16 protein-coding genes are annotated in these 19,918 nt (G+C 66.2%); 6 read left to right on the top strand and 10 right to left on the bottom strand.

What is annotated here, in order from left to right; all coding sequences use genetic code 11:
* Positions 1–12 precede the first annotated feature (12 nt).
* Positions 13–1,002 carry a helix-turn-helix transcriptional regulator gene (locus AC25Z0_RS01025; RefSeq protein WP_488132009.1) on the top strand — a complete coding sequence of 330 codons (990 nt, stop codon included), beginning with the start codon at positions 13–15 and terminating at the stop codon, positions 1,000–1,002.
* A gap of 10 nt (positions 1,003–1,012) precedes the next feature.
* Complete coding sequence (locus AC25Z0_RS01020) at positions 1,013–4,276, top strand: ATP-binding protein (RefSeq protein ID WP_488132008.1); 3,264 nt, start codon at positions 1,013–1,015, stop codon at positions 4,274–4,276.
* Positions 4,277–4,547: 271 nt separating this feature from the next.
* Here AC25Z0_RS01020 and AC25Z0_RS01015 read toward each other — a convergent pair whose 3' ends face one another.
* Positions 4,548–5,363, bottom strand: coding sequence for an ABC transporter permease (locus AC25Z0_RS01015; protein WP_488132007.1), 816 nt, complete (start codon positions 5,361–5,363; stop codon positions 4,548–4,550).
* On the bottom strand, positions 5,360–6,391 hold the full coding sequence (locus tag AC25Z0_RS01010) for an ATP-binding cassette domain-containing protein (protein ID WP_488132006.1): 1,032 nt from the start codon (positions 6,389–6,391) through the stop codon (positions 5,360–5,362). The genes AC25Z0_RS01015 and AC25Z0_RS01010 overlap by 4 nt, the downstream gene beginning before the upstream one ends.
* Before the next feature lie 183 nt (positions 6,392–6,574).
* Here AC25Z0_RS01010 and AC25Z0_RS01005 point away from each other — a divergent pair, with 183 nt between their 5' ends.
* The 3 genes from AC25Z0_RS01005 to AC25Z0_RS00995 all read left to right on the top strand — a co-directional run bounded on the left by AC25Z0_RS01005 (position 6,575) and on the right by AC25Z0_RS00995 (position 8,833).
* Positions 6,575–6,988 carry a hypothetical protein gene (locus tag AC25Z0_RS01005; protein WP_488132005.1) on the top strand — a complete coding sequence of 138 codons (414 nt, stop codon included), beginning with the start codon at positions 6,575–6,577 and terminating at the stop codon, positions 6,986–6,988.
* Positions 6,989–7,342: 354 nt separating this feature from the next.
* Positions 7,343–7,819, top strand: a complete 477-nt coding sequence (locus tag AC25Z0_RS01000) for a LysM peptidoglycan-binding domain-containing protein (protein ID WP_488118407.1) — start codon at positions 7,343–7,345, stop codon at positions 7,817–7,819.
* An 81-nt stretch (positions 7,820–7,900) separates the two neighbouring features.
* Entirely contained in the window at positions 7,901–8,833 is a 933-nt protein-coding gene (locus AC25Z0_RS00995; protein ID WP_488132004.1) for a sulfurtransferase, read from the top strand.
* Positions 8,834–8,855: 22 nt separating this feature from the next.
* On the opposite strand, the gene AC25Z0_RS00990 is transcribed toward AC25Z0_RS00995, so the two are convergent.
* The 8 genes from AC25Z0_RS00990 to AC25Z0_RS00955 all read right to left on the bottom strand — a co-directional run bounded on the left by AC25Z0_RS00990 (position 8,856) and on the right by AC25Z0_RS00955 (position 17,749).
* On the bottom strand, positions 8,856–9,659 hold the full coding sequence (locus AC25Z0_RS00990; protein ID WP_488118405.1) for an SGNH/GDSL hydrolase family protein: 804 nt from the start codon (positions 9,657–9,659) through the stop codon (positions 8,856–8,858).
* 94 nt (positions 9,660–9,753) lie between these two features.
* Positions 9,754–10,398, bottom strand: a complete 645-nt coding sequence (locus AC25Z0_RS00985; protein ID WP_488132003.1) for an alkylhydroperoxidase domain protein — start codon at positions 10,396–10,398, stop codon at positions 9,754–9,756.
* Positions 10,398–11,117 (bottom strand): CMD domain protein, encoded by a 720-nt coding sequence (locus AC25Z0_RS00980; protein ID WP_488132002.1) that lies wholly within the window; start codon positions 11,115–11,117, stop codon positions 10,398–10,400. Before AC25Z0_RS00980 ends, AC25Z0_RS00985 begins: the two co-directional genes overlap by 1 nt.
* A 39-nt stretch (positions 11,118–11,156) precedes the next feature.
* Positions 11,157–12,269 carry a putative FMN-dependent luciferase-like monooxygenase gene (locus AC25Z0_RS00975; protein ID WP_488132001.1) on the bottom strand — a complete coding sequence of 371 codons (1,113 nt, stop codon included), beginning with the start codon at positions 12,267–12,269 and terminating at the stop codon, positions 11,157–11,159.
* Positions 12,266–13,948 carry a dipeptide ABC transporter ATP-binding protein gene (locus AC25Z0_RS00970; RefSeq protein ID WP_488118401.1) on the bottom strand — a complete coding sequence of 561 codons (1,683 nt, stop codon included), beginning with the start codon at positions 13,946–13,948 and terminating at the stop codon, positions 12,266–12,268. Before AC25Z0_RS00970 ends, AC25Z0_RS00975 begins: the two co-directional genes overlap by 4 nt.
* Positions 13,945–14,889 carry an ABC transporter permease gene (locus AC25Z0_RS00965; protein ID WP_488132000.1) on the bottom strand — a complete coding sequence of 315 codons (945 nt, stop codon included), beginning with the start codon at positions 14,887–14,889 and terminating at the stop codon, positions 13,945–13,947. Before AC25Z0_RS00965 ends, AC25Z0_RS00970 begins: the two co-directional genes overlap by 4 nt.
* Complete coding sequence (locus AC25Z0_RS00960) at positions 14,886–15,947, bottom strand: ABC transporter permease (protein ID WP_488131999.1); 1,062 nt, start codon at positions 15,945–15,947, stop codon at positions 14,886–14,888. Before AC25Z0_RS00960 ends, AC25Z0_RS00965 begins: the two co-directional genes overlap by 4 nt.
* A gap of 173 nt (positions 15,948–16,120) precedes the next feature.
* Positions 16,121–17,749: a TIGR04028 family ABC transporter substrate-binding protein gene (locus tag AC25Z0_RS00955; RefSeq protein WP_488131998.1), complete on the bottom strand. Its 1,629-nt coding sequence runs from the start codon at positions 17,747–17,749 to the stop codon at positions 16,121–16,123.
* A gap of 399 nt (positions 17,750–18,148) precedes the next feature.
* On the opposite strand from AC25Z0_RS00955, the gene AC25Z0_RS00950 reads away from it, so the two are divergent.
* Positions 18,149–19,909 (top strand): glycerophosphoryl diester phosphodiesterase membrane domain-containing protein, encoded by a 1,761-nt coding sequence (locus AC25Z0_RS00950; RefSeq protein WP_488131997.1) that lies wholly within the window; start codon positions 18,149–18,151, stop codon positions 19,907–19,909.
* Positions 19,910–19,918: the final 9 nt, after the last annotated feature.

Genomic DNA, 19,918 nt, shown 5'->3' with positions numbered 1-19,918 from the left:
GATACTGGGAACATGTCCGATACGACGTCGCGCGCCCTCGATCTGCTGTCGCTGCTGCAGAGCCACCGCCACTGGTCATGCAGCGAATTGGCCGATCGACTCAGCGTCACAGAGCGCACCGTGCGCCGCGATATCGACCGCCTGCGCGAACTGGGCTACCAGATCGATGCCGCCCGCGGCCCCATCGGCGGGTATCGACTGGGAGCGGGCACCGGGATGCCGCCCCTGCTCCTCACCGACGATGAGGGCGTGGCCATCGCGATCGGACTCCGGTCGCAGGCAACGGCCACCCTCCGCGGCGCCGAACACACCACACTGAGTGCGCTGGCCAAGCTCGAACAGGTGCTCCCGCCTGCCTTGAAGCGGCGCATCGACGCCCTGCAGTCGCACGCAACGCTCACGCCATCGCCCGCGCCTGGGCCGATCGTCGATGCCGACCTGCTGGCCCAACTCGCGCTGAGCTGCCGCGACGGCGAGCGCCTGCGCTTCACATATACGGATGCCACAGGGGCTGAGACCGTGCGAAGCGCCGAACCTCACATGCTCGTGCCGCAGGGCCGCCGGTGGTATCTCGTCGCCTGGGACAGGGAACGGGCCGATTGGCGCACCTTCCGCGTTGACCGGATCAGCACGCTGTTGCAGACGCGGGTGCTCTTCCCGGTGCGCGACCTCAGCGCTGCGGGCGCCGCCGCGCTGGTTGCCGCTGCGGTGAGCTGGCGCGAAACGTCGTACCAGCTCACCATCACACTGCGGATGCCGCTGGCCGAGGCCCGCGCGACCCTCGGCTGGTGGGGTCGAGACACCGTGGCACAGGACGCCGACCACACGCTCTGGCCGTTCGCCGGGGACTCCCCTGCCGCACTGGCCGGCGCCCTGCTGTGGATACCCGCCGGGGTGGAGTACACCGTGGGCGGTTCGCCGGAGGTGCTGGATTTCATCCGTCTGCAGCTCGGGCGGATTGCTGCCGCGCTGCCCACGGGTGCCGATGGCACGGCTCGCTAGGATCAGCAGAGTGGATTCTTCTGACGAGGCGCACGTTCGGGTCGCGATTCTCGGCCCCGTCCTGGTCGAAGATCGTCGCGGTGTGCTCGTTCCCCCTCATGGCGCGCGCAGCAGTGCCCTCGTGCAGGCGCTCGCGCTCTCGCGCACGCATGGTCTCTCCAGTGCGGCCCTGATCGATGAGCTGTGGGCAGACGAAGCGCCTGTCAACGCGCGGGCTGCCCTGCAGACACTTGTCTCGCGGCTGCGCGCTGTGGCCGCAGAGGGCCTGATCGTCTCGACCGAGAATGGCTATCGCTTGGCTGTTCCCCCAGGCGCCATCGACCTTGACCTCGCTCGTGCACGCCGCGACCGCGCTGATTCGCTGACATCCGCTGACCCGACCGGCGCCCTGATGCTGGTCGAGCAGGCTCTCGCACTGTGGCGCGCAGAGCCGAGCGGCATGTCGACACCGGTACTCGACCTCCATCGTTCGCTCACTCGCGCGCGCGCTTCGCTCCTTGCCGCGCTCGGCAACGACGATGCATCCCTCGCCGTCTGGAATGTCCTGTCTGAGGACTCCCCCTTCGACGAAAGCGTGACCCACGAGCGGATGCGCGCGCTCGCCAGACTCGGACGCCCTGGCGATGCGCTGCGTGCGTTCAGCGAATTCCGGTCCAGGCTGCGTGACGAACTCGGCAGCTCCCCCTCTGCCGCACTGGTGTCGCTCAATACGCGCTTGCTGCAGGACGACGGTGACGTCGCGACGCAGGAACCTCCAGAGTCAGTTCCGACACCCCAGGTACCGACACCCCAGGCATTGATCGGGCTCCGCAACCCGCCGAACCAGCTTGTCGGACGTGAGGGGGACATCCGTCTTATCGAGGTCGCACTCAAGGATTCACGGCTCGTCACGATTCTGGGCGCTGGCGGACTCGGCAAGACTCGGCTCGCTCAGGAGCTGGCGCGCCGTTCGTCGGCCGCTGCTGTGATCGTCGTCGAGTTGGCGAGCATCGGCACCGACGACGACGTCACCTTGGCACTGGCCTCCACGCTCGGGATCAGTGAGCGGGTGCCAGGACAGCGGCTCGCGGATGCCCCCATGAACGATCTTCGTTCGCTCATTCTGCGGCAGCTCAGCGAACGCGACACCCTTCTTGTCGTCGACAACTGTGAGCATGTCATTGATGGCGCCGCACGCTGGGTGGCTGACATCCTGGCGAGCACGTCAACAGTGCATGTGATCGCGACCAGCCGCAGCCCGCTGGCCATCGGCAGCGAACGGGTCTATCCGCTGGAGCCCCTCGCCAGCAGCGCAGAAGGCACGGACGACGCCTCGAGTCTGGGCCCGGCCGTGCGCCTGTTCTGCGAGCGCGCCCGCGCAGCTCGCCCCGGCGTCGCCCTCCCGCTCGACACCATCGCGCGGCTCTGCACTCGCCTCGATGGCCTTCCCCTCGCCATCGAGTTGGCCGCTGCCCGGGCGAGGTCAATGTCTGTCGAAGAAATCGAACGCCGCCTTGAAGACCGGTTCGCGCTGCTCGTCGGTGGCGACCGTGCTGCGGCAGAGCGTCATCGCACCCTGCAGGCGGTCATCGAATGGAGCTGGAACCTGCTCTCCCCCGTCGAGCAAGCAGCTCTCCGTCGGCTCTCGCTGTTTCCAGACGGCTTCGGCGAAGTGGCAGCCCGCCGCGTCGCATTGCTCGATGCTGCGCCCGACAGCCCCGCCGCCGTTCTCGACATCCTCGATGCGCTGGTGTCCCAATCGCTGCTCGGTGTGCATGAAGACGAGACGACCGGCCAGCTCCGCTATCGGATGCTGGAGACGGTACGGGAGTTCGGTATACGCGAACTCGGTCTGGCCGGTGAAGAACAGGCAGCCCAGCTGGCAATCTTCGCCTGGGCGGAGTCGTTCTCGCTCGCCGCATTCCCGCTGCTGGATGGCCACACCCAGCTGGAACAGTACGTGCAGATCCGCATCGAGCATGACTCGCTGCTCTGGACACTGCGGCAATCACTTGCAGCAGGCCGGTCGGATGTCGTGGCGAGCGTGTTCGCCGCGATCGGGTTCTACTGGAATATACGCGGGACGCACAGTGAAGTCGCGGCATTCGCCCCGAGTGTGCTGCGTGTCATGCGCGGCTACGAACCGGATGCCGTCCACGCGGAGTCAACACTGGCCTCCGCACTTCTTGTCAGCACCATTCTGTTGCTTGACAGCAGGCGCATTCGCGACGCAGCCGTCGCCATCAGCGCGCTGAGGAAACTGACAGCCAACGGGCATCCGGTCTCTCGAAGGCTTGATGCTCTTGCCCAATTCCTGCTGCACAGCTCCGACCGACAGAGTGCCGCTGCCGAACTCGCCGCGATGCAGAAGTCCAGCGACCCGTCGACCACCCTGATCGGCCACCTGATCGGCGTCCAGCTCGCGGAGAATGACGGCGATCTGGAGCTGGCCCAACGACTCGGCGCCAGAGCCTGGCAGGTGGCGACGGAGCGAGGCGATGTCTGGATCGCATCCACGTCGGCGATGCTGATGGGGCAACTCGCAAGCCAGAACAACCAGCCGACGGATGCCCTCAGCTGGATTGATCGCGCGACTGCGGGTCTGGGTGCGCTCGGCGCTGACGAAGACGTCAGGCAACTGCTGTGGATCAAGGGCACCAATCTCATTTCGATCGGCAAGCTCGACGAGGCCAGGGCCGTCTTCGACGGATTCAGCAGCAACGCCTCCCCGACGCCTAATGGATTGGACGTTCGCTCGGTGACGATGGCGGGGCACGCCGAGATCGCCAGGGCACTCGGCCGCTTCGATGAGGGAGCCGAGTTGTACGACACGGCGGTTCAGATGCATGTCACCGGCCGGGAGCGCACATCGCCGTGGTTCACCATGCTGTTGGCCGGTCTGATCACGGCTTGGGTGGGCGATGGCACGGGCGAACCGGAGAAGATCGCGGCACTCGCCAGGGTGCTGCGCGCCCGCACGCTCGGCGCGCAGAGGGCCAGGCCCGGGTTGGTCGACAAGCCCGTGCTTGGCACCGCGGCGATTGGCTACGCCGTCTGGGCTTTGACGGTGCCGGCCATGGCCGAGATCGGACTGGAGCTGCTCGTACTGGCCGAGGCCATTCATGGCAGGCAAGACCTGCCCGTGCTGCATCTGGATGCCCACATTACCCGGGCATCAGCACAGCACTCGGCGGAACGGATTGCAGACCTGCGGGCAGCCGCTGCCGCGCTCTCGCTCGATGAGCGCGCCCACCGCGCGCACGACTTGTTGGCCCGTCCTGTGCTTCTGGGGTGAGGCGGCGCAGCCCCAACCTGTAGCGAATACAGGATGAATCGAGCAGATGTCACCGAATACAGGACGGATCGCGCTCTCTGCGGCAACGTTTCCGGTTTTCGCGACATCGCGAACCAGGTGCCCAACCCGCAACGCGTACGCAGCCCGCCTCTCCAGGACGGAGAGACGGGCTCGGCTTGGGTGCGGCTCACGGGAAGCGATTGGGTATCGCAGGATTCCTGAGTGAGGGCTGCCGCCTTTCGCAGGGCCGAAAACGGCGCCCCGCGCCGTTTTAGGCCCTGCGCATGTAAGCCCTCACCGTCAGGGGTGCGAACACCAGAACGATGACGGCCGCGCCGGCCAGCGCGAGTGCGGCATCCACTCCGAAGGTGCCAGAGACTGTCAGCTCACGCACGGCGGTGACCAGGTGCGATACCGGGTTCGCGTTCACGAAGCCCTGCAGCCAGCCCGGCATGGTGTCGACCGGTACGAAGGCGTTCGAGAGGAACGTCAGAGGGAACAGCACGATCATCGAGATGCCCTGTACGCTGCTCGCGCTGCGGGCAATGACACCGAAGAAGGCGAAGACCCAGCTGATCGCCCATGCTGACACGATCACCAGCAGGATCGCGAGGATCACACCGCCAAGACCGGCTTCCGGGCGGAAGCCCATGATGTATCCCATGGTGAAGGTGAGCGTTGACGCGATGGCGTAGCGCACGGTGTCGGCCAGTAGCGCACCGGCCAGCGGCGCGATGCGGGCGATCGGCAGCGACTTGAACCTGTCGAACACGCCCTTGTCCATGTCCTCCCGCAGCTGCACGCCGGTGACGACCGACGTTGTGATGACCGTCTGCACCAGGATGCCGGGGATGATCACCGGGAGGTAGCTCGCCACATCCCCGGAGATCGCCCCGCCGAAGATGTACGTGAACATCAGCGTGAAGATGATCGGCTGCAGCGTCACATCGAACAGCTGCTCTGGCGTGCGCTTGATCTTCAGCAGGCCGCGCCAGGCCATCGTGAAGGAGTTGCGCATGGTCTGCTCGAGGCTGACGCGATTGCCCAGGGTGCGCGTTGCCCCTGGGGCGATGATGGTGGCGCTCATGCGCTGATCCTTTCGGGGGTGGAATCGGTGTCAGTGGAGGAGGCGGCGGTGGCCGCGGTGGTATCGGTCTCCTCGGCAACGCCGTGACCGGTGAGCGTGAGGAACACCTCGTCGAGGGTTGGCTTCTGCAGCGAGAATTCGGTCAAGCGGATGCCGGCCTCACGCAACACCACGAGCAGTTCGGTGACGCGGTCTGGGTTATTGATCGGCACGTTGATGCGGGAGCGCTCTGGCGAAACGGTGCCAGGGACGCCGAGGAGTGAGTGGATGGCGCGCAACGCGTCATCGGCATCCGTCTGGTCGACGAGGGTCACCTGCAGCGAGGCTTCGCCAACAGATGCCTTCAGCTCGTCGGCCGTTCCCTCTGCAACCACGATTCCGCGGTCGATCACCGCGATGCGGTCGGCAAGTTGGTCGGCTTCGTCGAGGTACTGGGTGGTGAGCATCACCGTCGACCCTGTCGCGACCAGACGGCGGATGGTGTCCCACATCTGGGCGCGGGTGCGCGGGTCGAGGCCGGTGGTCGGCTCATCGAGGAAGATGAGGGGCGGTTGCGAGATGAGGCTGGCAGCAAGGTCGAGGCGTCGGCGCATACCGCCGGAGAAGTTCTTGAGGGGGCGCTTGGCTGCTTCGGTGAGCCCGAATTCGTCGAGCAGGTCTGCCGACTTCTTTCGGGCGGCAGCGCGGCCAAGGCCATGCAGGCGGGAGAAGAGCACGAGGTTCTCGGTGGCGCTGAGGTTCTCGTCGACGGACGCGTACTGGCCGGTGACACCGATCAGCTGGCGAACGATCTGCGCTTCCCGCTGTACGTCGTGGCCGAAGACTCGGGCTTCGCCGGCATCCGGTCGGAGCAGGGTTGCGAGCATGCGGATGGTGGTGGTCTTTCCGGCACCGTTTGGGCCGAGCACGCCGTAGACGGTACCCGTGCGAACGTTGAGGTCGATCCCGTCGACCGCGCGGTTCGCGCCGAACGTCTTGACGAGTCCGTGGGCTTCGACGGCCCAGTCTGAGGTGGTTGTGGTTGTCATAGGCACCATGCTGGTCGCGGCGACTTTCATGGCGCTGTCACGGTGCTGTCACCGCGCTATCACTGCTGTCACTGCTGTCACTGCTGTCACCGCTGTCACCGCTGTCACCGCTGTCCAGGTTCGGGTTGGCCGATAGGTTTGCTGCCGCGTTGCCCGCGGGCGCTGAGCGCTAGGCTCCGACGCATGGCATCCGACCAATCGCCCGCGAGCAACAACTTCGACTGGGCGGAAAACACGCAACAAAATGCGATGACCTCTCGGTCGAAGCTCGTCTCGACCTGGGCCGGAATTGGGCTCGTGTTTCTCGCGATTTGTGTCATCGGAGCGCTAACGGTGGTGGGCGGTCTCCACTACCTTTGGCGATGCAGCGCAGCGCTGTTCGGTTGGGACAGAGACGAGATTCTCGAAGGCCAGCTGTGCCTCGCATCGCACGTCAGCGGGTATTTCTGGGCTCCCCTCGTTGCCCTGCTTCTGGCGGGGATCGCGGGGCTCTGCCTCATCGTGGGGTCGGGTCATCCACGACTCGGAATCGGACTTTCGCTTCTATTCGGTGCCCTGAGCGCAACCGCGTATTTCCTCCTCAGTCCCGGGGCTTAGTCCGCAGTAGCATGCGCGCCGGGTTCAGCGCGCCCGTTCCCGCTGGTCGCGCCCGCTGAAGCGGGCGCGACTCGCCGCAGCGGGCGCGGTGACGGCCCCCGGGGCGAGGTCCAGGCGCCGAGTTCACGTGCGCGGGTTCGGCGGGGCTTCAACTTGCGGGGCTTCAGCTTGCGGGGGTCCAATTCGCTGCGTTCCAGTTTTGGGGGCAGCGGTACGCGCGGGAATCCGCCTAGGATGATCACACGCTGCACCGCGGGACGATCCGCAGGTCAGAGACATATTCAGCGATGTTCTCAGCAGCGGAACAACCGGGGGATCACTATTTTCAGCACGACTAACCTGCGCCGCACCGTTGTGGCGGGCGCAGCATCCGTTCTTCTGCTCACACTCGTCGGCTGCGCAAGCGCCCCCGAACCGGTCGTGACAGAGACCATGACGATGGCACCGAAGCCGACCCCGACGAAGACCCCGAGCCCCACACCGACAGCGGCCCCCGTGCCCACCGCCGAACCGGCGCCCGTCGAAGAACCAGAGCTCGTGCCGAACCCGCCGCTCGGCGAAGTCGTGCCGAACGCGCCTGCGCCGCTCGTTGAACCTGGGCCGGCCGTTGAGCTCGGCTCGATTCCAGGGGCGACCGGATCGACGACCACCGACGGCTCCGGCAACCTGCTGACCTACACGGTGGTCAGCGGTGACTCATTCTTCGACATTGCGCAGCGGTTCGACGTTCCCGTGCAGCAGCTGCTGCACATGAACCCGTCGGTGCCCGGCCTCGGCGAGGAGATCTACATCAACCAGGTCATCAACCTGGACTGGACCACCAAGCGCTAACCACGTACTGATTCTCGCGCCGCATTACCCCGTGTTTCACCCGGAGGGGCGGATTCCGCGCCCCGGGCCTAGCGTTGCCGCATGACAGCTTCCGCCGCATCCGCCCCGCTCGATTCCACGCCGCTTGTTTCTACGCAGCTTGTTTCTACGCCGCTTGTTACAACACAGTGGCTGGCTGACCACCTCGGTGAGAACGACCTCGTCGTGCTCGACGCCACCGTGCTGCTCACCAAGGCGCCGAGCGGCGGATCGCGCTGGCTGAGCGGTCTCGACCAGTATCTGGTCGATGGTCACATTCCAGGCGCGGTCTTCGCCGACCTGCTGGAGGTGTTCTCCGACCCGGCCGGAGAATTCGGTTTCGCGCGGCCGAGTGCCGAGCTGTTTGAGCAGGCTGCGGCATCCGTCGGAATCGACAATGCGACATCCGTCGTGGTCTACGACACGTCGGTGGGGCACTGGGCCGCGCGGATCTGGTGGCTGTTTCGCGCCTTCGGCTACGACAACGTGGCCGTGCTCGACGGCGGCTACACGAAGTGGACGGCAGAGGAACGCGCCACCGAAACCGGCTACGTCGAGCCCCGCAGCGTCGCCGACTCGGCCTCCCGCTTCACGGCCGTCGAACGCGACGGCCTCTGGGTGGACAAGGCATACGTCGAGTCCGTGGTGGCCGGTGAAACGGATGCCGCGCTCGTCTGTTCTGCACCTCCGACCGAGTTCTCCGGCGAGGTGAGCTCGCGTCCGCGCGCCGGGCACATCCCGGGCAGCGTGAGTGTTCCGGCGAGCCGATTGGTCGACCGCGAGACCAATGCGTTTCTCCAGGGTGATGCCTTGGATGCCAAGCTCGCCCCCTTCGTCAGCGCACCTCGATTCGTGACGTACTGCGGGGGCGGCATCGCTGCGGCGTCGAGCGCCTTCGCGCTGGTGCGTGCCGGGCAGCAGAACGTCGCCATCTACGACGGCTCGCTCAACGAGTGGGCAGCGGATGCCGCCGCTCCCCTGACCGTGACCGTCTAGCTCTGGGTGCCCATCCGCAAAGTCAGCTTGACGTCACGTCGTGATCTGCAAGGAGCCGAAGGATGCGGCGGGCAACCTCCTGCATGCCGCGGGCGGTCGGGTGGAACGAACTCGACATCTTCGTGATTCTCAGCGGCGTGATCCACGGATCGCTCGAACCAAGCCCATGGGACTGGTTGTACGCCGAGGCGGGAATCACGTCTGCCCCTGTGCGGCGTGACGCCTCCATGAATGCTGCCGATAGCTGTTGGCCCAGCTGGCGGATGTGCTCAATCTCGTCGCCCGTGAATCGGAGCGTGGGTCCTGGCCGGGATTCCTGGGTGAGGATCGGCAGATTGTCGGCCAGGATCACACGGGCATCGGGCGCTCGCTCACGGATGTCCTCGACAATCCGCACCAGCCCGTCGGTGGCGACATCGACCTCCTCCTCCGTCACGGGATGAAGGGGGTTTCGAGCACGGAGGCGCCGGCCGAGGGTGTACGTCAGCTGCGAACTTTTCAGGCGCTCCACAATGCCCGTCGTCATGACCGCGGGCAGGTAACCGAGATCGTTGCCGCCCACGGTGACCGTCACCAGATCGCTGGATGGCCCAACTGCCTGGATCTGTGGTGGGAACGTGTGGTCCCGGCTGCGCTGCGGCAGGTCGAGGACGTTCGCCGTTGTGGCACCTGAAACCGTCGCGTCGACAAGCTCCGCGCCCAGCGTTGCCGCGACGAGGTGCGCGTAGTTTCGCCCCGAACGCATGGCACGCCGGTCCACAACGGGCTTGATTCCCGGTCCCGCGGCGAAGGAGCTGCCCAGGGCGACCATCTTCGAGTACGGCATGCGTGCCTCCCTACCACGGAGCGTGTGAGCGCAAGCCTCATCGGCAGCCCACACATTGTCAAGGCAACCGGGACGCCACGACTCATGTATCGGGCTAGGCCTTCGGCAGCTCCGGCTCTCCCAGGCTCAACATCAGGCGATTCGCCCAGTTGAAGAACGCGGCGCCATGGATGACATCCGCGATCGACAGGTCATCAAGACCCTGCGCACGCAGCTCGGCCAGGTGCTCCCCCGTCAGTGCGGGCGGCGTTGCCGTGAGGGCAACGGATGCCGCGATGATGGCCGTCCAGCGCGGGTCTTGTGGCGCATCCGTTCCCGCATCGAGCAAGCGCTGCACGTCGTCGCCGCGCTTGGAGTGGTGCGTCGCGAAGCGCGAGTGCACGGATGCGCAGAAGATGCAGCCGTTCGACCGGCTGGTGGCTGCGGCAGCCAGTTCTCGGTCGGCGCGGGGCAGGCCGGCCGTGGTGTTGTAGAAGATGTCCTTGTCGGTGCGGGTGCGGGCGCCGAGGATCTCCGGGTCGCGCGCCAGCAGGGAGAAGTACGGTGACTTCGCGCGGGACGCATCGACGAGTCCTGCCCAGTGCCGCTCGGTCAGCTCGGCCTCTGCGAGCGGTTCGAGCCAGGGCACCCAGCCGAGATCGTCTTGCGTGAAGACCTGCGGACGCGCCAGCTCTGGGTACGGGATCGTGGATTCAGACGTCGCGGTCGTCGACGTGGTGGGTGTGGCGGTGTCAGTCATCAGAGGCCCTTCGGGATGTCAGTGGATGCAGCGGGAGACGACGCAGCGATGTCGGCGGCGAGCAGCCGGAGTCCGGCGATCACCCGAACCTGGAAGCTGAGGAAGGCGACCAGCTGCGACAGGGTGACGATGTCGGTCGTCGACCAGCCGGCATCCAGCAGCACCTGCAGCGCATCCGCGCTCGCCTCGCGCGGACGGAACACCAGCAGGTGCGCGTGCTCGAGCGCCGCGACCAGGCGCGACCCGAGTGCGTCGCGGTTCTGGTCAGCGACGAGGTAGCGCGGCCCGTCGACGTTCTCGGCGCTCAACGCCTCCGCCGGGTACACGCCATACGGCCCGGTGGTGGCGCCGAGGACAATCTCGCCCTGCACTGCGGCGGTCACGTCGGTCACGTCTGCTCCAACGCTGTCGCCGGCCGCCCCATCCGCTTCCCGCAGTCGCGCTTCGTAGAACGCACGGGTCTCGGCGTCGTTGTGCAGCCCGATGACGAAGGTGGCGACTGCGAAACGCTCGCGCGCGGTCACCGTTCCGGGGTGCTCCGGCTCAAACAGCGCGTCGTAGCTGGCCTGCGCATTCGCCTTGGTTGCTGGGCGTGCGTCGCGAAGTGCGGCGATGGCAGACCCTGGTTCGACGCCGACGAGCTGGTCGATCACGTCGGCGCGGCCGTCGAGGTCCGACGAGGCGATGCCGGCCGCGACCTCTGGTGTGGTGATGGTCATGGTGTGCTCCAGTACTGGGTCGTAGTGCTGTGGGTGTGGTCAGGAGATCAAAGCGGATGCCGCGCGCCCGGCGCCGCTGGCGTGCGTGGCGGTGCCGGTGGCCGTGCCAGTGCCGCCCACGCGCGCGCCGATGCCGAGCGCCGGTGCGACCTCGGTGGCGATGAGCTCGATCGAACGCAGGATGAGCTCGTGCGGCGGATCGACGGAGTGCACCTGGAACACCACGTCACTCACGTTGTCGAGCGACCGGTCGGCCGCTAGCGATTCGATGACCTCGTCGACGGTGCCGACGTGGGTGTCGAGCGAGACGATGAGTTCATCGAGGGTGTCGCCGGAGATGGTCTGGCCGGATGCCCGGAACCCGGCGATGGCCCTGCGCAGCCCGATTTCGGCGTAGCGCCGCGCTTCGGCGCGATCGTCGGCGACGAACAGGGTGCGCGACGCCATGATGCGCGGCGGGGTCCCTGCAGGCAGCGCCTCGAAGTAGGCGTCGATGATGGGGAGCTGGATGTCGGAGAGCGTTGCGCCCAGGGCATCCGCTGGCCGTGGCTGTGTGCGGGAGAGCATCAGGCCGTCGCCGGCAGCGCCCGCCCTGGCTGCGCCGGCTGCGGAGAACGTTGCCTGCCAGATGCGGCCGAGCAGGTCTGGCGCGGCCGGGTAGAGCCGGTTGGCCGCAGTCGAGGAGACCGACGACGCACCAGCCTGTCGCGCCCCAAACTCCTCGCCGGCGAATGCGTCGCGTACGATCTGCAGGTGCTCGGCGAAGATGCGGCCGCGGTCTGAGCTCTCGTGTCCGAATGCCGTGAACGAGGATGGCGTTCCGCCGGAGCCGACGCCCACCTCGAGCCGCCCGTTGGAGAGCAGATCGAGCACGGCGGCATCCTCTGCGACCCTGATCGCGTTCTCGAGGGGCAGCGTGATGATGCCTGTGCCGAGCCGGATCTCGGAGGTCAACGCCGCGACGTGCGCGAGGAAGACCAGGGGCGATGGCAGACCGCCCTCCTTCTCATGGAAGTGGTGCTGGGCGACCCAGGCCGAATCGAAGCCGAATCGTTCAGCGGTGGTGATCTGCTGGGCCGCGAACCGGTAGCGGTCGCCGGCCGGCACCTCGTCGAGGAGGCGAGTGAAGAAGCCGAGGCGTCTGGTGGTCATACGAGGATGTTCCTTTCGTGGGGCTGCAGTGGTACCTGCACCTGCGCTGGCACCGGGAGCGGCACCGGCACGGCGGCCAGCAGCTCACGGGTGTAGTCGTGGGTCGGGCGTTGGAAGACCTGCTCAGCGCTGCCGCTCTCGACGATGCGGCCGCGGCTCATCACCGACACGGTGTGGGAGATCTGCCTGACGACCGACAGGTCATGCGAGATGAACAGGTAGGTGAGGTCGAGGTCGCCCTGCAGCTGGCTGAGCAGCTCGAGAATCTGCGCCTGCACCGTCACATCGAGCGCCGACACTGCCTCGTCAAGCACAACCACCCGCGGGTCGACGGCGAGCGCCCTGGCGATCGCCACGCGCTGGCGCTGCCCGCCGGAGAGCTCACGGGGCTTCCGCTCGAGGGCGGCAGCCGGCAGGGCAACGCGGTCGATCAGTTCCGCGGCACGCTTCGCCCGCCCCTGACGGTCGGCGAGCGCGAAGTTGCGCAGCGGTTCTGCGACGATCTGGCCGACGCTCTGGCGCGGGTCGAGCGAGGCGAATGGGTTTTGATAGACGAGTTGGATGCGACGGCGCAGCTGCCGAAGCGCCTCACCGCGCAAGGGCGCGACGTCATCCCCATCCACCTCAACGCGCCCGCTCGTCGGCTCCTCGAACCGCACGATCATGCGAGCTGTTGTGGTCTTGCCCGATCCTGATTCGCCGACGATGGCGTGGGTGGTACCGCGGCGCACGCTGAACGACACGTCGTCGACGGCGCGGAAGCTCGCACCGTTCCTGGTCGGAGCCGCGAATTCCTTGACCAGGTTCGTGACCTGGATGGCCGACGGGTTCTCGGCCGCGACACTGCCGGCATCACGCAGGTAGATGGGCGGCTTCTGCGACCGGAACGCAACGGGAGCCAGCGCCGGAGCGTTCGCCAGCAGGCGCCTGGTGTATTCGCTCTGCGGGTTGGCCAGCACCTCACTCGTGTTGCCCTGCTCCTGGATGCGGCCATCCTGCATCACAACCAGCCGACTCGACCGGCTGGCGGCGACGCCGAGGTCGTGAGTGACGAACAGGATCGCGGTTCCGAACTCGGCGCGCAGGTCGTCGAGCAGGTCGAGGATGCGACGCTGCACGGTGACGTCGAGGGCGCTGGTCGGCTCGTCGGCGATGATCAGTTGCGGCTCTAGTGCGATCGCGATGGCGATCAGCACACGCTGGCGCATGCCGCCGGAGAGCTGGTGCGGGTACTGCGCGGCGCGCAATTCAGGGTCGGGCAGGCCGACGCGGGTGAGCAGCTCGACAACGCGGGCAGCGATGTCGCGCCTGGCGCCCTTCCGGTGGATGCGGAGCACCTCGCCCACCTGCGCGCCGATGGTCTTCACCGGGTTCAGCGAGCTGGTCGGGTCTTGTGGCACGAGGCCGATCTGAGCGCCGCGCACGGTTTCGAGTCGTTTGTCTGGCCAGCCGGCGATGTCGGTGCCGTTCAACAGAATGGAGCCATGGTCGATCCGCCCATTCCCCGCAAGCAGGCCGATGATGGCGTGCGCGGTGGTCGACTTGCCAGAGCCGGATTCACCGACGACCGCCACCACCTCACCGGGTTCGATCGCGAACGACACGTCATGCACGACGCGGGCTGTTCCGGCAGCCGTGCTGTACGACACGGCAAGGTTGTTGATCTCGAGCAGACTCATGCGCGCTCACCTCCGATGGACTGGCTGATGCGGTTCGTCGACAACACCACGAGCACGACGAGGATGCCGGGGAAAGTGGTCAGCCACCACGAGGTCGCCACGTAGTTGCGGCCCTCCGCGATGAGCAGGCCCCACTCGGGCGTGGGCGGCGGTGCACCGTAGCCGAGGAAGCCCAGTGTCGAAATGGCCAGGATCGCGACACCGAACTGCAGGGCCGCGAGCGAGATGACCGGCGCGAGCGAGTTCGGCAGCACATGACGGATGAGCACGGTTCCGAAACGCCCACCAGACCCGAAAGCTGCCTCCACATAGTCGGCGCGGCGCACCCGCACGACCTCAGACCGCGACAGCCGAGCAAAGGAGGCGATCGACGCAACACCGACCGCGATCGCGGCGTTCACCGTGCCGAAGCCGAGCAGGATGATGATGGTCAGCGCCAGCAGCAGGCCGGGGATCGACAGCAGCACATCGATGACGCGCATCAGGATGTCGTCGATGATGCCACCGACCGACCCGGCGACCAGGCCAATGGCTGTGCCGACCACGAGCCCAACCGTCACGGCCACGAACGCGCCCGTCAGTGAGTTGCTGGCACCGAAGATGACCCGGGCGAGAAGGTCGCGGCCGAGGGCATCCGTTCCGAACGGATGCGCGCCGCTCGGGGCCTGCAGCTTCTCGGCGGCGACGCCGCTGAGGGGATCGAATCCGGTGAAGACGCCGGGCAGGACAGCCCAGAGTGCGACAAGCACGACCACGGCCCAGGCGAGGATGAGGCCGAGCGACGGGCGACGGCGACGACGGCTCTGCTGCCGTTCTCCGCTGGCGGGTTCAGGAGCAGGCGAGGTGGCGGGAATCCCAGCGACGCCAGCACGTGCACGAGCGGCATCAGCGGCACCAGCGGCATCCGCTGAAACAGCGGCTTCAGAGTTCAGGACGGTCATGCGAGCACGGTGCCTTTCGACTCGGCGGTGGCTGGAGTGGTGGCTGAAGTGACGGCTGGGGTGGCGCCTGTCACGGCATCCGTTGTTGTAGCGCTGCCGGTGCCAGAGCGCGGACGCCCGGTTCGCTTCGGGGCAAGCCGGGGATCGAGCACCGGATAGAGCAGGTCGACGACCAGGTTCACGGCAACGAAGACGAGCGCAGAGAGTACGACGATGGCTTGCAGCACGGGAACGTCCTGCGAGGTGACGGCCTGCTCGGCGAGGCGCCCGATGCCGTTGCGGCCGAAGACGGTCTCGGTCACGACGGAGCCGGCGATCAGCTCGCCGAAGATGAGGCCGGCGATGGTGAGCGTTGGCACGAGGGCGTTGCGGGCCACGTGGCGCCAGAGGATCCACTGGCGGGATGCCCCTTTGGCCTGGGCAACGGCCACAAACGGCTGTGTGTAGACCGCGTCGAGGCTGCGGCAGAGTATCTGGGCCAGTGGGGCGGAGATCGGGATGGCCAGGGTGAGGATCGGCAGGATCAACAGCTGCGCTTCTGTCCCGCCGATCACGGGCACGAGCCGCAGCTGGAAGGAGAACACCTGCACGAGCAGGATGCCGAGCCAGAAAGTCGGGATGGAGATGAACAGGCTCGGGGCCGAGAGCAAAACGCTCCGCAGCCAGGAGAAGCGTGTGTAGCTGGCGGTGAAGGCGATGGCTGCGGCGAGCAGGATGGCCAGCAGGAAACCGCCGGTCGCGAGTTTCAGCGTCTCTGGGAGCCCCTCGGCCAACCGTTCGATCACCGGGGTGCCGGTCTGGATCGAGTACCCGAAGTCGCCGCGGAGGAAGCCGAGCAGCGTGTGCAGGTACTGGATGACGGCCGGCTGATCCACACCGTAGCGCTCCCGGATCTCCAGGATCTGGGCCGGTGACAGACCCAGCTCCGGATTCTCAAACTTGATCATGACCGAGTCGCCCGGCAGCGACTGCAACAGCACGAACGTGATCGTGAACGCCGCCCACAATACGAGGGCTGCCTGCCCTACTCGTCCGGCGACGTACCTGAGCGTGCTCATATCCGCCCCTTTCCTTGTCGTTCGTGTCTGTGGGTATCTGGCCCATCCCGGTGGTTGAGGAAGGCGCGAGCGTGCGAGCCCCTGTCTCGAAACCAGGCGAGTCGGGATCGACTCACGCGGTTTCGAGACGGCCTGGCGGCCTCCTCAACCACCGGAGTGGATGGTGGTGCGTGTTACTTGTTCAGCCAGACGTTGTAGAAGCTCGGGCGGCCGACCGATTCGAAGGTCACGCCCTTCACGTACGTTGCGGCGCCGTACACCTGCGGTTCCTCGAAGAACGGAATCGCGTAGCCCTGGTCGATGATGTACTCCTGGGCTGCGGCGACATCCGCGTTCCTGGCATCCAGGTTCGGTTCGGCGGCTTCAGCTTCGAGCAACGCGTCGAGCTGTGGGTCGTTCGACAGGATGACGTTGCGGTTCTTGGTGTGGAACTGGCTCTTGATCACGTCCTGGTCTGCACGCCCGACCATCGAGTGGTTGAGCGCCGTCTTCTCCGCGTCCTTGATGTCGGCCGCGAGCGATCCAGAGTCAGCCGGCTTGACGTTCAGCAGCACGCCGATCTTGGTCCACTGCTGCGCCACGAGTTCGAGCGTCTGCTTCGACAGCGGCTGGGCGGACGCGACGAACACGTTGAGCGAGAGCTGCACGCCATCCTTGACCCTGATGCCGTCATCCCCGGCGACCCAGCCAGCGGCATCCAGCAGCTTGTTGGCCTTCTTGGGGTCGTACTCGAGCTTGTCGGAGAGATCTTCGTAGCCGAGCGCGCTCTGGGACAGCACCGAGGTGGCCCGCGGGTAGTTCTTCGTGAAGATCGTGTCGACGATCTCCTGCGTGTCGGTGCCGGCCTGCAACGCCTTCCGCACGTTGATGTCCTGCAGGATCGAGTTCGCGGGGCGCAGGAACAGCCCGTTGTTCACGCCGCGGGTCTGCGGCGCGTACAGGTCGAACCCTGCTGCTTCAACGGATGCCTCATCAAACGCCTGCACGTACCGTACGTAGTCGGCCTGGCCCGAGAGCAGCGAGCCGATGCGCACGCTGTCTTCAGGGGTGACGATGACCTTGACCTCATCGAGGTACGCGCGGCCCTGGTGATCGCTCGACGGCGGTGCCCAGTCGTAGTCCTCGCGAGCCGCGAGGTCGATTTCCTTGTCGACGATCTGGTTCGACACTGTGAACGGGCCGGAGCCGACGATGTTCTTCAGCTGGCACTGCTCTTCGTAAGGCAGCGCGAGGGTGGCCGGAGATACCAGGCCGGACTGGATCACCGAGGTGCCCTGCAGGAATCCGGGCGACGGCTGCGTGAAGACGAACTTCACGGTGTGATCGTCGATGACCTCGCTGTGGTCGTAGTTGTTGATGGCCTCAGAAACGGTGAGTTTGAGCTCAGCGTTTCCCTTGCCATAGGTGTCGAAGTTCGCGGCGACCGCTGCGGCGTCGAGCGGGGTGCCGTCTGAGAAGGTCACGCCGTCGCGGATGACGAAGGTGTACTCGGTTGCGGAGTCATTGATCGTCCATGACGAGGCGATCCAGGGCTCGACCTCGAGCGTTTCGGGGTCCTGGTAGGTGAGCTTGTCGGTGATCTGGTTCACGATTCCGCCGTTCGGGTAGAACCCGGTTCCCGGCAGGTAGAGGCAGGTCGGAGCCTGGTACTCGAGGTACGTGAGCGAGCCGCCGGTCACCGGTTCGCCGGCCGACGCGCCCGACGTTGACTCCTGGGACGCGGGGGCGGCGCAGGCGCTGAGGATGACGGCAGTGCTAAGCACCGCTCCGGCAATAAGTGAAGTTCGTGTGATGCGAGACACTGTGGATCCTTTCGCTGTGAGGTGTGGGACTGATCGTGGCAACAGATGTCAACACCGGCGAGAAAGGCCGTCACATGGCTACCGCGTTCGTCACGGAACGTCACGTCCTTGCACTCTCGCGATTCGTGGGGATCTGGCGCCACGCCCGGGCGGCTTCGCGCGGGGGTTTCTCCCATTTCGGCGTGCCTACAATGCACTAGTGCACAGATCTCCCACACGCCCCAGCGCAGTGACTTGCGTCGTACCAACTTTCACCCAGCGCACAGCGCAGTGAGACGTGCATCTGCCCCTCTGCCATCTGCCCCTCCGCGAGACGACGCCGAGCAGGAATCTGCACCGTCAGCGCACCGGCAGCGCGTTGCCCTGATCGACGCCGCCCGGTTCGTAGCAGTACTGCGGATGACGCGTGCCTCGTTCTGGCACTACCTGGCGATCATCCTGGTGGTGCAGGGCACCATCGTGACGTGCGTGATTCCCGCCATCACCAGTCTGTTTGAACTGGCACTGGCCTCTGCAGGCCTCTCAAACCTCACCGACCGCAACCTCGGCACCATGCTGGCCGACCCGATCGCCGTATTGCTGTTGCTCCTGATCGCTGCCATCGCGCTGACGGCCGTGAGCCTGCAGGTCTCCACCATCTTCATCGTGGCCAACCGGCAGCAGGCCGGACGATCCCTCGGCATCCGAGGGATCGTCGCGGCTCTGCTCTGGCACCTGCGCAGGGTCTTCCACTACCAGTCCCCCGTGCTGCTGGCCTATTTCTTCCTCGTTGCTCCGCTGGGTGGCCTCGGCCTGCTCTCTGTGCTCACGAGCGGCATCGGGATTCCGCCGTTCGTCACCGGCGAGTACATGAAGACGCCCATCGGCGCCACCGGATACGTCGTCGTCATCATCGCGATCTTCTATGTGAACCTGCGCCTCATCCTCGCGCTGCCGTTGCTGGTCGTCTCCGGACGCACGCCGCTCCGCTCACTCGGCAGGAGCATCCTCGCGACCCGACGCCGGTCCTGGCAGCTGCTGGTGTCCGTCGGCGGCCCTGTGCTCGTTGCCGTGCTGGTGTCGTCGCTGGGCATTGAGCTGATCATCAGGGTGACCGAGTTTGCCGCAGATCTCCGACCGGGTGCGGCCGTTGTGGTGGAATCCGTGGCCATCGGCACCGGCCGTGCCTTCGGCTTCATCGTCGTCGGAATCACCCAGGTGGTTGTCGCCCATATCCTCGTCGCGATCAGCCGTGACCTGCTCGGCATGCCCACCGTCCGGCCGGAGCCGATGACGGTGCGTCCGAGAGGTGCGCGCGCACAGTCAGCTCTCGCCTGGACTGTCTCCGCCATCCTGGTCATGGGCATTGGGATGGATGCGGCTCCCGCGGTCGCCACGCCCGTCGCCGCGGCATCGGACACACTCGTGATCGCCCACCGCGGTTTCATCGGCGGTGGCGTTGAGAACACGATTCCCGCGCTCGAGGCGGCGGCAGCAGCGGATGTCGACTACGTCGAGACCGACTTCCAGCAGACCGAGGATGGCCAGTTCGTCGCGAGCCACGACAGCAACCTCTTCATGGTCGCCGGCATCAACAAGAACATCTTCGACATGACATTCGAGGAAGTCACGTCCACCCGGGTGCGGGTCGGTGGGCACAGCTCCACGATTCCGTCGATGGCGGAGTACGTCACCCGCGCGGCCGAACTCGGTGTTCCCCTGCTCATCGAGCTCAAGGTGCACGGGCACGAGTCGCCCGATTTCGTCGATGAGTTCCTCGCCGAGCTGGATTCGCTCGGTGTGACGGAGAGCAACATCTACCACTCGCTGAGCGCAGAGGCGGTGGCGGAACTGAAGTCCAAACGCCCTGAGCTCCGGGTCGGGTACACGATCGCTATGACGATCGGCGACCTGCCAGATGTCGACTGCGACTTCTTCGTCGTGGAGCAGGCCTCCTTCAGCGAGGAGTTCCTCGCTGAAGCGCACGCCATCGACAAGCCGGTTTACGTCTGGACGGTGAACGGCGAGGAGACCATTCGCGACCTGCTGCGCGTTCCCGTCGATGGCATCGTCACCGACCACCCTGACACCGCCATCCAGTACCGGTCACTCATCGCCGACGAGCGCGGCTTGTCGTTCCAGGTGAGCGATGCGCTGAGCGACCTGAGCGTGTTCCGCTAGCGGGTCTCG

Source organism: Leifsonia sp. Y862 (assembly GCF_057669585.1).
The sequence above is the reverse complement of the archived record's forward strand: the minus strand, read 5'-3'. Positions and strand labels throughout refer to the sequence as shown.

What these genes read in the sequence shown, in the direction of transcription:
- AC25Z0_RS00975 (WP_488132001.1), bottom strand. Translation starts at nt 12,269, where the DNA reads ATGACCACCAGACGCCTCGGCTTCTTCACTCGCCTCCTCGACGAGGTG.
- AC25Z0_RS00980 (WP_488132002.1), bottom strand. Translation starts at nt 11,117, where the DNA reads ATGACCATCACCACACCAGAGGTCGCGGCCGGCATCGCCTCGTCGGAC.
- AC25Z0_RS01005 (WP_488132005.1), top strand. Translation starts at nt 6,575, where the DNA reads ATGGCATCCGACCAATCGCCCGCGAGCAACAACTTCGACTGGGCGGAA.
- AC25Z0_RS00960 (WP_488131999.1), bottom strand. Translation starts at nt 15,947, where the DNA reads ATGAGCACGCTCAGGTACGTCGCCGGACGAGTAGGGCAGGCAGCCCTC.
- AC25Z0_RS00990 (WP_488118405.1), bottom strand. Translation starts at nt 9,659, where the DNA reads ATGCCGTACTCGAAGATGGTCGCCCTGGGCAGCTCCTTCGCCGCGGGA.
- AC25Z0_RS00985 (WP_488132003.1), bottom strand. Translation starts at nt 10,398, where the DNA reads ATGACTGACACCGCCACACCCACCACGTCGACGACCGCGACGTCTGAA.
- AC25Z0_RS00970 (WP_488118401.1), bottom strand. Translation starts at nt 13,948, where the DNA reads ATGAGTCTGCTCGAGATCAACAACCTTGCCGTGTCGTACAGCACGGCT.
- AC25Z0_RS00950 (WP_488131997.1), top strand. Translation starts at nt 18,149, where the DNA reads ATGACGCGTGCCTCGTTCTGGCACTACCTGGCGATCATCCTGGTGGTG.
- AC25Z0_RS01015 (WP_488132007.1), bottom strand. Translation starts at nt 5,363, where the DNA reads ATGAGCGCCACCATCATCGCCCCAGGGGCAACGCGCACCCTGGGCAAT.
- AC25Z0_RS00965 (WP_488132000.1), bottom strand. Translation starts at nt 14,889, where the DNA reads ATGACCGTCCTGAACTCTGAAGCCGCTGTTTCAGCGGATGCCGCTGGT.
- AC25Z0_RS01010 (WP_488132006.1), bottom strand. Translation starts at nt 6,391, where the DNA reads ATGACAACCACAACCACCTCAGACTGGGCCGTCGAAGCCCACGGACTC.
- AC25Z0_RS01025 (WP_488132009.1), top strand. Translation starts at nt 13, where the DNA reads ATGTCCGATACGACGTCGCGCGCCCTCGATCTGCTGTCGCTGCTGCAG.
- AC25Z0_RS00995 (WP_488132004.1), top strand. Translation starts at nt 7,901, where the DNA reads ATGACAGCTTCCGCCGCATCCGCCCCGCTCGATTCCACGCCGCTTGTT.